Source organism: Candidatus Nealsonbacteria bacterium (assembly GCA_011050465.1).
GTDB lineage: Bacteria > Patescibacteriota > Minisyncoccia > Minisyncoccales > RBG-13-36-15 > RBG-13-36-15.
This window is the reverse complement of record DRFQ01000001.1, coordinates 1-13,683: the sequence shown is the minus strand read 5'-3', so window position 1 is coordinate 13,683 and position 13,683 is coordinate 1. Positions and strand designations below refer to the sequence as shown.

Below are 13,683 nucleotides of genomic sequence, written 5' to 3'. Positions count from 1 at the left end.
AATAGTTACAGGGCGCTGAGCGACCGGTTTGATAACTATAAAAACTATGTTTAAAAAGTTTTCCATTTTTTTATTGCCGATTATTGTTTTCGGAAGTTTGGCGAATTTTACTCTTGCCCAAAATAGTCCCTCAAAAGAGGTGAATTTTTTTTATAGCACCACCTGCCCCTATTGTGCTCAAGAGAAAATATTTTTAGAAGAATTAGAAAAGAAATATTCCGAAATTGAAGTTAAGAAGTTTGTTATTTCCAATCAAGAAAACGTTGATCTGTTAAAAGAATTTTATCAAAACTATGAGGTTCCCCCAGAGAGCCAGGGGGTGGTACCTATAACTTTCATTGAAGGACGATATTTTACAGGTTTCAGCGAAAAAATTGGTCGAGATATAGAAAATTATATTTTAGAGTTCATTGAAGATTCTTTACAACCAAACGAATCTGGAGGGCCAGATAAAAAAATTTCTCTCCCCTTTTTCGGAGAAATTGATATCTCAAAATTTTCTCTTTTAGCTTTAGCTGTAGTCCTGGGAGCTTTAGATGGTTTTAATGTTTGTTCGTTAGGAGCTTTAATTTTAATTTTAGGCTTGGTTTTAGTCTTGAAATCAAGAATAAAAATGTTGATTTTTGGCGGAACATATATTTTAACTACGGCTATGATTTACGGAATTTTAATATTATTTTGGTATAAGCTTTTTTCTCTTTTGAGCCCCTATTTAAGGATAATGGAGACCCTAATAGGCCTTTTGGGTATAGGGGGAGGGATTTATCTTTTAAGGCAATTTTTTAAGTTTAGAAAACAAGGGCCGACCTGCGAGATAGATGACGGAAAAGGGATAGTTTCAAAAATTTCTTTAAAGATGAAAGAGCTTCTCAAAAAGCCCGGAAATTTCTTTCTCATAGTAGGCAGTATCTTTCTATTTGCTTTTATAATTACCGTTGTAGAGTTTCCTTGTTCAGCCGTTGTTCCTCTGGCTTTTGTTGGTATTTTAACCCAATCCCAGCTCCCCACATTTCAATCTTTGATATATATTGCTATCTTTATTTTTTTCTATATGCTTGATGAATTTATTATCTTTCTGATAGCTGTTTTTACCTCGACCATTTGGTTAGCTTCTGGCAGATTTGTTACCTGGGCTACTTTAATTGGAGCAGTTGTTCTTTTATTACTCGGAGTTTATTATCTTTTCGGCATCCAATTTTTAGCCAACTTAATAAGTTGACAACACGTTTGCTAAATTTTATATTAAACTAATGCCAAAAAAATCTCGAAAACGTGCCTTTCGCCACTTTCGGCGAGTAGCCGATGAGGCTACTTCGGCACGTCCGTCGAAGAGACGGACAAAGAAGAAGGCGAGACAAAGAAGGGTTGTTAAGAAGGGAGGAATAGCTAGGAAAAAACAAAAAAAGGAAATTGAAAAAAAGATCATTTCTTCGTTTCAATTTCGAGGAATTAGGATAAAAGTGGTTGGGATTGGCGGAGGAGGAAGCTCAATTGTCTCAGCGATTGCCCCTAAGTTAAAGAGGGTAAAATTTTTAGTGGCCAATACTGATTTACAATCCTTGAGATCGTCGGCTAAAACAGCAAAACGCTTTCAATTCGGACAAAAACTAACCCAAGGCCTGGGAACAGGAATGAATCCTCAATTAGGAGAAACAGCCGCCTTAGATGAGAAAGAAAGGATCAAGAAGGTATTCCAAGGAGAAGATCTTTCAATCTTGGTAGCTACCTTGGGGGGCGGAGCAGGATCAGGGGCTTTGCCAGTTTTTGCTAAAGCAGCTAGAGATTCAAAAAATCTTACCTTGGGTATTTTCACTTTACCCTTTGATTTTGAAGGAAAAAAGAGAAAAGAAATCGCTGAGGCCTCTTTAGAAAAACTGAAGCCAAATCTAAACGCTTTTTCAATTATTCCCAATAATAAAATTTTTCAAATAATTGACCAGAAAACTCCTCTTAAAGAAGCGTTATCAGTTATAAATAAGATTTTAGCTGAAAACCTTGAAGGTTTAATTGAAATGATTTATTTGTCAGGCTTAATTAATATTGATTTTGCCGACGTAAAAGCTGTTTTAGAGGGAAGGGGTAGATTGGCCTATTTAGCTACAGTCGAAGTTCAGGGAGACAATCGGGCCGAAGAAGGAGTGAAAAAAATTCTTCAGAGCCCGCTTTATGAATATGGGATTCAGGGAGCCGAAAGAATTTTATTTAATATTATAGGCTCCAAAAATTTAACCATTAATGAAGTAGAAAGAATAAGCAAAGTTATTTCAAGCTTTAACCCTAAGGCCAAAATTATTTTCGGACTTTCTCAAAAAGATAACTATCAAAACAAAATCAAAATTACTTTATTAGCTGTAGGCTGTGAAAAGAAAACGAAAGTCAAGAAAGAGGCCGAAGGAGTCAAGGAAATCAAAACAAAAGGGAAAAAAGAAACCCGATCGAATTCTATAAAGAAAGAAATAAAGGAGAAATCTCTCAGAAAGAGGCTGTTTAGCTTGGGGGGCAGGAAAGATGGAGAGAAAAGAATTAATATTAAAGTCAGCAAAACAGCCTTAGATCTAAAAGAAGAGTTAAAGAAGATGGAGAAAGAGATAGTGAGTCGGGAAAACGAATGGGACGCACCGGCTTTTCTGCGAAAAAAATCGCTAAAGTTAAGATAAAGATTAACAAGCACTCCGGAAAGTCGGGGTTTTTTGTTTTTGATATAGATAATGCTTTTGTGATAACATAGAATATATGGCCGAATCAAAAGAAATAAAAAAAGCCATTTTTCCTCTTGCCGGACTGGGAACAAGATTCCTTCCTTTGTCGAAGGTCGTAAGTAAAGAATTTTTACCTTTGGTGGATAAACCGATGGTTCATTGTCTTATCGAGGAAGCTTTAACTGCCGGGATTGAAAAAATTATTTTTGTTATTCCTTCAAGCAAAAAGGAAATTTCAGAATATTTCAAAAGAACTCCGAAATTAGAAAAAATCTTAAAAGAAAGAAAAAGAGAAGATCTTTTAGAGGAGCTGAAAAAAATTCAAGAACTTGCAAAAAAAATTTCTTTTTCTTTCGTCATTCAAAAAGAACCATTAGGCGATGGGCAAGCTATTTTATTGGCAAAAAATATGATCAACAAAGAACCCGCAGCCATTTTCTTTAGCGATGATATAATCGATTCTAAAATACCCTGTCTTTCTCAATTAAAACAAGCCTTTAAAACTTCCCAAGCTCCAATTTTAGCCCTTAAGAAAGTGCCGCCAGAAAGACTGCCTTTTTATGGAGTAGTCGGGGTAGAAAAAATTGCCAATCGCATTTATAAAATAAAGGAAATTGTTGAAAAACCCCCGGAAGGAACCGCCCCTTCAAATCTGGCAATTGTCGGTAGGTATATTATTACCCCCGAAGTGTTCGATTACCTTAAAAAAATTTCCTCCGCCAAGAACAAAGAAATTCATCTCAGTCAGGCTTTGGCTAAAATGATAAAAGATGGTAAAATAATTTATGGCTACGAGATCGAAGGAGAGTGGTTAGAGTGTGGAAACAAGCTTGGTTGGTTAAAATCTCACCTTTACCTCTCTTTAAAACATCCTGAATTTGGCCCCGAATTAAAGAAATATTTAAAAGAAATAATATAACCCGACACCAATTTACGCTGGATCGCTCTTTCTTTAGAAAGAGCGAGACTCCCCGCAGGTTAATTAAGCACCAATGATACGAATAATGATTAGTGACATTGGTGTTCCATCGGTGTATTAGTGTCGAGCTTATATGCAAGAAATTACTAGGGAAATATTAAAAAAAATTTATCCCAAACGACCACCGACGGGAAAAAAATACGACTATGGGCTGTTAACGGTCATTGGGGGATCGGAGTTCTATTCGGGCGCACCGGCCTTAGTAGCTTTGGCTGCTTTTAAAGCAGGAGTAGATATGGTTAGAGTTATTGCCCCCAAAAGAGCGGCTGACATTATTGCTTCCTTCTCCCCAAATTTGGCAGCATATCCTTTAAAAGGAGATTGGCTGACCAAAGAACATGTAGCGATTTTATTGGGAATGATTGAATCAGCTGAAGCTGTTTCTCGTGGGAAGACAGCAGTAGTAATTGGAGGGGGAATGGGTAGATCGGAAAAAACCCAAGAGGCAATTTTAGAATTTCTATCTCAGAATTTTACCCCTTGTGTTATTGATGCCGATGCCATTCATGCTATCGGCAAACGGCCAGGAGTAATTTCTGGTAAAAATTTTTTAATAACCCCTCATTCTCATGAATTTTTTGTTTTAACCAACAAAGAAGTTCATCATCTTTCAGATAAAGACAAAGAAAAAGTTGTCCAAGAAGAGGCTCAAAGATTGCAGACGACAATTTTACTCAAAGGAGGAACAGATATAATTTCAGACGGCAAAGAAGTAGCTCAAAATAAAACCGGCAGTTCTTTTATGACCGTGGGAGGAACTGGTGACACATTGGCTGGAATAGCAGGAGCCATTTTAGCCAGAGGAGTCAATGCCTTTGAGGCAGGATGCGGGGCAGCCCATATTAATGGTTTGGCCGGTGAAAGAGCTGCTAAAAAATTAGGCGAATCATTGACGGCCACCGATGTAATCGAAGCCATTCCCGAGGTTTTATCAAAAATATAGCCACAATTAATTTAACGAGAACAGTTTTCGTGAATCGAAAAAAATGTGCTTGGCAATACCCGTTAAAATAACTGCTATTAAAAATAAAAAGATTATTATTAAGGAAGCTGGTCAAGAAAAATCGGCCAGCGGTTCTTTAATTAAGACAAAAGTGGGAGATTACGTAATTTTGCAGAACAATTTTGTTGTTAGAAAAATTGATAAAAAATCAGCAAAGGAAATCATAAACTTAACAAAGAAATAGACCATGAACAAAGGTTATCTTTTAGTTTTTTCAACCGCTATAATTTCTGGTTTCGCCATTTTTCTTAGTAAATTTGGCGTCAGCGTTATTAATCCCTATATTTTTACTTGGTCAAAGAATCTAATCGTCGCTATTTTATTGATGGGACTGCTTTTTGCATTGAAAGATTGGCGCGTCTTAAGAAATTTAACCAAAAAACAATGGCTTTTATTGATTTCTATCGGATTAATCGGAGGTAGTATCCCGTTTTTACTATTTTTTAAAGGGCTTTCCATGACCTCTGCTGTCTCAGGCTCTTTTATCCACAAAACAATGTTTATCTATGTAGCTTTTTTGGCGATTTTGTTCTTAAAAGAGAAAATAGATAAAAGATTTCTTTTAGGAGGATTTTTCTTAATTTTAGGTAATTTACTTTTACTAAACAAACTATCCTTTTCATTTTCATTAGATTCAGGATACTTTCTTATTTTCCTGGCAACCTTTTTTTGGGCAATTGAAAATACAATTTCTAAATATGTTTTAAAAGAACTCCCAGGAAGAACCGTTGCCTGGGCAAGAATGTTTTTCGGAGCTTTCTTTATTTCTTTATTTTTATTAGGCACTGGTCAAGTATCTTTGATAACCACTCTGACTTTCACTCAAGTTAGCTGGGTTCTTATTACCGCCACCATTCTCTTTGGTTATGTAATGACCTGGTATAGCGGTTTGAAATATATTCCCGTTCATCAGGCTACGGTTATTTTACTTTTTGGTGCGCCAATAACAACCTTACTTTCTTTTGCGTTCGGGAAAGGAATAATTGTTCAGGATGTTTTAGCTGGATTCTTAATTATTTTAGGAATAGCCTTTATTCTCGGGATAAAAAAGATTTTAGAGATGATTAACGATGCAAAAAGTTTGTTAGTTTATGCTAGGATTTACCCTCCCAAATTTTAAGCAGGAAAATTTAGGAGGGCTTAAAATAGCCGCTATTTACGGAATAAAGCCTCATCTGCTTGGTTTTTGCGGGCCTCAAGAGAGGTCCGCTACTCAATATTTACTTAGATATCTTTCTGGTCAAAAGATTGCGGAGAAAAAAATCAGAGAAATTTTCAAAGGATTTGAAGGAGCTTATTCTTACTATAAATTAATTGCGAGATGCAATAGAATTAAAGATCCTTTTGATGAAAGAGTAGTAAAATCATATTGGATCGGTAATAACTTTCTAGAGAAAGTTCCGACCAAAGCTTTAAAAGAGATGGTGGTTAAAGAATTTTCGCGGTCCGGCCTTTTACCAAAAAAAATAGCGGCAAAACAGGCGAAAAAGATTCCAGTAGGGTCTAAACCACATCACAGTTTTCATGTTTTGAGAATTGGTTCTATAACTGGCAGGGTAAAGCTTCGGGGTAAATTACTTGACCTTTGCCGAGTGGGCTGGGGAAAAGTAATAGCAATCAATCTCTCGCAAAGTAAGATCAAAGTTAAATTCAAACCCCTAAAGATTGGTAAAAAATATCGGCTGGGAAAAATAAAAGAAAAATATATTATTTGGAATAGGAATTTATTACCACAGCCTAAATTAGGACAATATATCTCTTTCCACTGGAACCTGGCAGTCCAGATTTTAACTAAAAAGGACTTAACAAATCTTCAAAAATATACTCAAGAAACTTTAACTGTTCTTAATGCTATTTCTTGAAATCTCTTTGTGGGTTTTTTATTTTCCTTAAAGATCTTATATAATAAAAGTAATGAAAAAAAAACTAAAGGTAGCCATCTTGGCACTGACTGATTGTGAGGGCTGTATAATTGAGATATTTAATCTGGGAGATAGATTTCTAAACCTTCTTTCGAAAATAGAATTAGCTGATTTTAAACTTTTCGAAGATTCACCAGAGCCTCCAGAATATGATATAGCTATTGTTGAAGGTTGCCCAATTACGAAAAGGGATTTTAGAAGATTGAAGGAAACTAGAAGAAAATCAAAGATTTTAGTAGCCTTAGGGGCCTGCGCTTGCTTGGGAGGAATAGCAAAAATTAAAAATTATTCTGACAAGAAAAAAATCATTGACTATGTCTATAAAAAGCCGCAAGGCATAGATAACCCTGATGTGCGAGCGCTGAAAGAGCATGTTAAAGTTGACTTTGAAATTCCGGGTTGCCCGATAAATAAAGAAGAGTTCATAAGAATAATGGAGGAGTATATTGAAGGGAAGACCCCTACAATTCCCAAGAGGCCGGTTTGTTTCGAATGTCCCTTAAAAAATAATGGTTGTCTTTTAAATAAAGGGAAAATTTGCTTCGGCCCTGTGACCTTAGCTGGCTGTGCAGCTCCTTGTCCTCAGTCGGGTTTCTTTTGCGATGGCTGTCGAGGACCATTGAAAGAGAAAATTGGTTTAGATATTTTAAAAATAAGACTAAGAGAAAATTTTAACGAAAAAGAAGCCTTATCTATTTTAGAAAGGTTTGGAGGGAAAGAATATTTTATAAAATAAAATGCACGATAACGAGAAAATAAAAATTGATTATATTGCTAAAATCGAAGGTCACGCCAGTTTTTTGGCTGACATTGTCAAAGGAGAAATCCAAAAGGCAAGGATAGAAGTTGAAGAAGGAGCAAGGCTTATCGAAGGGATCCTTATAAACAGGAAGATTGAAGAGTTGCCGGAAATAGCTTCCAGAATTTGCGGTATTTGTCCGACAGTCCATTATTTAACGAGCCTAAAGGCAATAGAGTCTGCCCTGAATGTGAAGATTTCTGAACAGACTCTTCTTTTGCGAAAATTAATGATGACAGGCCAGATAATGACCAGTCATAGTCTTCATCTTTTCTTTTTTTCTTGTCCAGATTTTTTGGGATTAGAAAGCGGCCTCGAACTTATTAAAAAATGCCCGGTGGAGGCCTCTTATTCAATAAAATTAAGAGATATTGGCAATAAAATAACAGAAATTATCGGTGGCAGAGCCGTTCATCCTTTAACTCCAACTGTTGGCGGTTTTCGAAAATTACCAAAAAGAAAAGATTTGGAGAATTTAAAAGCTGCTTGCTTAAAGCTTCTTCCCGAGGTTAAAAGATTAGCTCAATTTTTTCTGAAATTAGATTATCCCGAATTTGAAAGGAAAACAGATTATATTTGTTTGGCAGACAATAAAGAATACGCCGTCCATAATGGCAAGATAGAAGGGTTAAATACGAAAGATTTTCTTGGAAAAATAAAAGAGATTCAAATTTCGGAAAGCGTTGTTAAGAGAACATCCTATAGAAACAGTTACATGGTGGGAGCTCTGCCCAGAATAAAAAACAACAATCAGTATTTAAACTCTTTAGCTAAAAAGATTTTCTTAGAGTCTAAAATTCAGAATCACTATTTCAACCCATTTTACAATATTTTAGCTCAAGCAATAGAGATAGTTCATTTTTTAGAAGAGGCAATAAAATTAATAGATAATATTTTAGAGGCAGGGATTAAAGAAGAGAAGCCGGAATTTCAAGTGAAAGACGGCAGAGGAATAGTTGCCATGGAAGCTCCCCGGGGGCTGCTTTTTTATGACGTCCAAGTGGCTGAAGATGGCACAGTATCTGATTTAAATATCATTACTCCTACTGTTCAAAATTTGGCTAACCTCGAAAAAGACTTGGAAGATTTCGAAAATTTAAAAGACTGGAAAAAACTAAATAAAGAACAAAAAAAACAAAAAATCGCCATGCTAATCAGGGCTTACGATCCCTGTATTACGTGCGCCACACATTGAACCCCGCACAGATCATCTCTTCGCTCGGATTATGCGGGGCAAGTAATAAGAATTTATAATTTTTAAATTTAAATCACATGCCAAATATCTACGATTTAATTATAATAGGCGGTGGTCCGGCAGGTATTACAGCTGGAATTTATGCTGCCAGAAAAAAAATTAAAACCCTTATGCTTACTAAAGACTTTGTCGGCCAGGTGGGCAAAACTTCTTCTGTCGAAAATTGGCCCGGAGCTGATTCAATCTCTGGAATAGAGTTAATAGAAAGTTTTAAAAGTCATATTAAGCAATTTGATACCGAGATTAAAAGCAATGAAGAAGTAAAAAAAATCAAAAAAGAAGGAGCAGTATTTGAAGTCTCAACCTTAAAAAAAGATAATTTTCAGGCCAAGACAGTAATTATTACTTCCGGCCGGAATCCAAGGCCCCTTAAAGTTCCCGGCGAAGATCAATTTATGGGAAAAGGAGTTTCTTATTGTTCAACTTGTGATGCCCCCCTTTTTCAAGATAAAATAGTAGCAATTGTAGGGGGCGGTAACTCTGGATTTGAAGCTGCTTTGGACTTGGAAAAATATTCGCCAAAAATTTATATCCTGGAATTTGCTCCTCATGTAAAAGCTGATGAAGTTATCCAAGAAAGAGCAAGAACCTCTGGTAAAATTTCGGTAATTACTAACGCTATAGTCAAAGAAATTAAGGGTAATAATTTTGTTGAAAGTTTGGTTTATGAAGATAAAGTTTCAAAACAGCCAAAAGAACTTAAAGTTAATGGTATTTTTGTTGAAATTGGCTCACTTCCAGCCACTGCTTTTGTGAAAGATGTAGTCGACTTTAATGAGCGGGGCGAGCTCAAAATTGATCACAAGACTTGTGCCACTAAAACTCCTGGTCTTTTTGCCGCTGGTGACGTTACTGATGTGAAATACAAACAGATTATCATAGCTTGCGGAGAAGGAGCTAAGGCCGCACTTTCTGCCTATAGTTATCTTCAGGAAAAGTGACGAACCGGCTTAGAAGAAAGCCTGGAAAACTTAGATTAAAGAAAGAACAAAAATGTCATCTAAAATTAAAAACTTAAAAGCCAAGGAAATTTTAGACTCGAAAGGAGAACCAACAGTAGAAGTTAAACTAACAACTGAATCAGGAGTTTTTACAGCTTCGGTGCCTTCTGGAATATCTAAGGGCAAATATGAGGCCGTTGAATTGAGAGATGGAGGAACGAGACACCAGGGCAAGGGGGTATTGGCAGCCGTCAGAAATGTTAATCAAATTATTGCCCCCAAGCTTATTGATAGGGATGCAACCAAACAAGAAGAAATAGACAGGCTGATGATTGAAATGGACGGAACAGAAAACAAATCCAAGCTTGGGGCGAATGCCATCTTAGCTGTCTCAATAGCTATTTGTAGAGCGGGAGCTGAAGAAAGACCATTATGGAAATGGATTTCAGAACTCAGCCGCAGAGAGCCAGCCTTACCCAGCCCTTTTATTTTATGCATAGAGGGCGGACTTCACGGAAGCGGTGCCTTAGATATTCAAGAATTTATGATCGTTACTCGGGCCGGTTCATTTGGCGACAAGTTTCGTGTCGTTACAAAAATTCACCATACTCTCCGGCGAATATTAGAGAAAAATTACGGTGAATTAGGAACAAAGACAGGAATAGAAGGAGCCTTTATTCCGCCCTTAAAGAAAACTGAAGAAGCCTTAGACCTGATTACTGAAGCCATATCAGAGACTGGACACGAGAACAAGGTAAAATTTGTTCTTGATGTTGCTTCTTCTTCTTTTTTTCGAAATGAGAAATATTCTTTTGAAGGAAAAACCTTAAACAGAGAAGAGTTATCAAGATTCTATGTGAAGCTTTATCAGAAGTATCCAATTTTAGCAATTGAAGATCCGTTTGCCGAAGATGATTGGGAGGGATGGAAAATGTTTATGTCGAATATCAAAAACCAACTTTTGGTTATCGGCGACGACCTAACAGTAACTAATCAAGAGAGATTCAAAAAGGCCGAACAAGAGCAATGTGTCAATGCAGTTATTATAAAACCCAATCAAATAGGGACAGTAACAGAAACAATATCAGCCATCAACTTGGCAAAAAAATTCAATTGGAAAACTGTTATTTCGCATCGCGGAGGTGATACTCCAGACAGCTTTATTGCTGATTTGGCAGTGGGAAGCGGTGCCGATTTTATAAAATCAGGCGCCCCTACCAAAAAAGAAAGAATGGCAAAATATAATAGGTTGTTGAAAATCGAAGAAGAATTAAAATAATTATGATATAAAAATGTATGAAAAGAGTTCTTTTAGTTGAAGACGACTCTTTTTTAATTTTAATTGATATTTCCCTTTTTTTCGATATAATAGAAAAACAGAAAGGAAATTATGGAGATAAAAATTAAAAGTGTAAAAATACCAAAAACTAGGCAGGGGATTTTATGTAAAATCGTGATTTTAATTCTGTCAGCGGTCCTTATTACCTCTGGCTTTTTCTTTTTAAAAATCCAAGAGGCAGCAGGAATACAGCCTATCCCGCCAAATAGAAGCTTTGAAAATTTACCAAATGTCACAAAAAAACAGGGACTTTACAAGATAACCTTTGGCCAGTGGTCAGAGGTGGAGATACCAGAAGTTGATACGCCAGAAGTTAAACTAAAAAAATGGGGAGACGAAACGTTTATTAAAGTTAAATATGCGAATTTTGATAAAAAAGTAAAACCCAAACAGGAAAACAAAAAACTGAAATGGAAAGGTAAGGATGTGGAAGTTCACCTATATTCACTAGAGCCAACGGAACAGATGGACGAGGGAGGGTTTGAATTCGAGGTTATCCTTAAAAAGAAACCACTGGCAAATAAGATAGTTCTTGATATAGAAACGCAGGGATTAAAGTTTTATTATCAGCCGGAGATTTCTGATGAAGAAGCACAAAGACAATTAAATACGTATAACGAAAGAAGACAGATGGAGAAACCAGATGAAGTATCATTAGAAGATTGGCAAAATTATTTAGCAAGTCTGCCTATAACTTTATTAGAAACAAAACGAAAAATGCGACCAGAGAATGTGGTTGGTTCCTATGCAGTTTATCACGATACGAAACAACCGATATACGCCTCACAAGAGGAAGCCGATAAATATAAAACAGGCATAGCATTCCATATTTACAGACCAATGGTGATAGATAATTTAGGGGCTCAAATATGGGCTGATCTTGACATTGACGAGATGTCAGAAGAGCTAACAATCACTGTTGACCAAGGATGGTTGAATGCTGCGACCTATCCTGTAATTGTCGATCCGACTTTCGGTTATACGACGATTGGAGGATCCTCCGCGAATATAAATGGCGGCGAGCTGTTTGGTTCTTTATTTACCTCCCCAAGCGATGTTGATACTGGCACTTCGATTACTTTTTATGTGGCATCTAGCGTTCAGTCTTCTCCCGCCAAAGGGGTAATGGTTCTTCACACTGCTAACGTAGCCGATTTGCTAATTATAGCAAACGGTGTCGGTAACGCTGTCACTTGCAGCACTACTCCTGGCTGGCGTACCAGTATATTAGCAGGTACACCTTCCCTTACTGGGAGCACAACCTACATTATTATGTGGATAACCGGTCAGAGCGCATGGGGTCAGGATTTTTACTATAATTCAGGAGACGCTAGTCAAGGCCACTATGATCAAACCAACAACTACGCCACACCGGAAAACCCAAGTTACTCATTACACAACAACAATAAATACTCCATCTATATTACCTATGATTCAACAAACGCAACCCCAACAATCTCTTCGGTTTCCGATACTCCAGATCCGGTTAACTCAGGCAGTAATACCACTTTCTCTACTGACTGGAATGACACAGACTCCGGGGACCTGGTTAAAGCACATATCTGCAAGACCGATGCCATTACAACTCAAACCTGTGATGGAGGCTCCTGGGCAGATTCAGCAAGCTTTGTAACAGATGACCCAATAGATCTTACCTATGAAGCTCAAGATGGAGATGCTGGATCCAATGACTACTATGTCTTTGTCTGTGATGATGACAATGCTTGTTCATCATCAACGTCTGGCACATTTACTGTTAACCGTTTACCAACTACCCCAACTCCATTAGGACCAACAGCCTATGTTGATGGAAGCTGGGGGACAGATAATACCCCAAGCTTAACATTTACCACTCCAGACCCAGATACCAATGACCAGGTTAAGTTCCAGATACAAGTAGATGACAGTGCTGACTTTGGTTCTGTAGTAGTAGACTATGTTTCTGGTTTTGCAACAGAAAGCACTGCCAGAACATTTACTATTGGACAAGCTGAAGGATCTGGAAGCTATACTACAGGTGAAGAAGACCAAACCTTATCTGATGGTTCATACTACTGGAGAGTTAAAGGTATTGATGATGATGCAGCTGAAAGCTCATATGCAACTGCCAATTCAGGTAGTATTGCTTTTAAGGTAGACACCACAGCACCAACCAATGTTTCCATATCTTCAGTCACAGCAGGCTCTACTACCCAGTTAACAGTTACAGCTGATACAGCCATAGACTCAGGTGCTGGACTGCACTCCACCCCATATTTCTTCCAAGAAACTTCAGGTAACTCTGGAGCTTCTTCCTCAAGTGCTTACCAAGCTTCAACCAGTTTCATTGACGCTGGTTTAACAGCCAATACCCAATACACTTACAGGGTTAAAGTTAAAGATACAACTGATAATGGATCATCCTATTCTTCAACCTCCTCTGCCTATACTCTAGCTCCAACGCCAACTAATTTTTCAGGCACAGCTACACTCTCAACCATATCTTTATCTGTTGATTCTTTTACCAATGCTACTGTTGGTTCTTCCGGGTACTACTTCTATCGTTCCGGTGACTCTCCAAATTCAGGCTGGATTCAAACTAATTCCTGGCAAGGTACAGGGCTTTCTTGCGGCACTTCATATGCTTGGTATGTTAAATACCGTAACGGAGATGGAACTGAGACTGCTACAACTTCTTTGACTAAATCTACCAATGGCTGTGGTGGAGCAGGTGTTATTGGCCCTCCTGTCAGTACTACCGGTCAGG

12 protein-coding genes are annotated in these 13,683 nt (G+C 37.3%); all 12 read left to right on the top strand.

Annotation, left to right across the window (positions count from 1 at the left end):
• The first annotated feature begins 46 nt into the window (after positions 1-46).
• On the top strand, positions 47-1,219 hold the full coding sequence (locus tag ENH66_00060) for a hypothetical protein (protein ID HDZ54096.1): 1,173 nt from the start codon (positions 47-49) through the stop codon (positions 1,217-1,219).
• 31 nt (positions 1,220-1,250) lie between these two features.
• The gene (locus tag ENH66_00055; protein HDZ54095.1) at positions 1,251-2,657 is read left to right on the top strand and encodes a cell division protein FtsZ; all 1,407 of its coding nucleotides are present in this window, start codon (positions 1,251-1,253) and stop codon (positions 2,655-2,657) included.
• Positions 2,658-2,733: 76 nt separating this feature from the next.
• Positions 2,734-3,618, top strand: a complete 885-nt coding sequence (locus ENH66_00050) for a UTP--glucose-1-phosphate uridylyltransferase (GenBank protein ID HDZ54094.1) — start codon at positions 2,734-2,736, stop codon at positions 3,616-3,618.
• 133 nt (positions 3,619-3,751) lie between these two features.
• Positions 3,752-4,621, top strand: coding sequence for an NAD(P)H-hydrate dehydratase (locus ENH66_00045; GenBank protein HDZ54093.1), 870 nt, complete (start codon positions 3,752-3,754; stop codon positions 4,619-4,621).
• 43 nt (positions 4,622-4,664) lie between these two features.
• Complete coding sequence (locus tag ENH66_00040; GenBank protein ID HDZ54092.1) at positions 4,665-4,865, top strand: HypC/HybG/HupF family hydrogenase formation chaperone; 201 nt, start codon at positions 4,665-4,667, stop codon at positions 4,863-4,865.
• Between the two features lie 3 nt (positions 4,866-4,868).
• Positions 4,869-5,801 (top strand): DMT family transporter, encoded by a 933-nt coding sequence (locus ENH66_00035; protein HDZ54091.1) that lies wholly within the window; start codon positions 4,869-4,871, stop codon positions 5,799-5,801.
• The gene (locus ENH66_00030; GenBank protein HDZ54090.1) at positions 5,773-6,543 is read left to right on the top strand and encodes a hypothetical protein; all 771 of its coding nucleotides are present in this window, start codon (positions 5,773-5,775) and stop codon (positions 6,541-6,543) included. The genes ENH66_00035 and ENH66_00030 overlap by 29 nt, the downstream gene beginning before the upstream one ends.
• 52 nt (positions 6,544-6,595) lie before the next feature.
• Positions 6,596-7,339: an NADH:ubiquinone oxidoreductase gene (locus ENH66_00025; GenBank protein HDZ54089.1), complete on the top strand. Its 744-nt coding sequence runs from the start codon at positions 6,596-6,598 to the stop codon at positions 7,337-7,339.
• 1 nt (position 7,340) lies between these two features.
• Positions 7,341-8,597, top strand: coding sequence for a Ni/Fe hydrogenase subunit alpha (locus tag ENH66_00020; protein HDZ54088.1), 1,257 nt, complete (start codon positions 7,341-7,343; stop codon positions 8,595-8,597).
• 77 nt (positions 8,598-8,674) lie between these two features.
• Positions 8,675-9,598 carry a hypothetical protein gene (locus ENH66_00015; GenBank protein ID HDZ54087.1) on the top strand — a complete coding sequence of 308 codons (924 nt, stop codon included), beginning with the start codon at positions 8,675-8,677 and terminating at the stop codon, positions 9,596-9,598.
• Between the two features lie 52 nt (positions 9,599-9,650).
• Positions 9,651-10,877 carry a phosphopyruvate hydratase gene (locus ENH66_00010; protein HDZ54086.1) on the top strand — a complete coding sequence of 409 codons (1,227 nt, stop codon included), beginning with the start codon at positions 9,651-9,653 and terminating at the stop codon, positions 10,875-10,877.
• A 111-nt stretch (positions 10,878-10,988) separates the two neighbouring features.
• The coding region (locus ENH66_00005) for a hypothetical protein (protein ID HDZ54085.1) at positions 10,989-13,683 on the top strand (2,695 nt) is incomplete at its 3' end.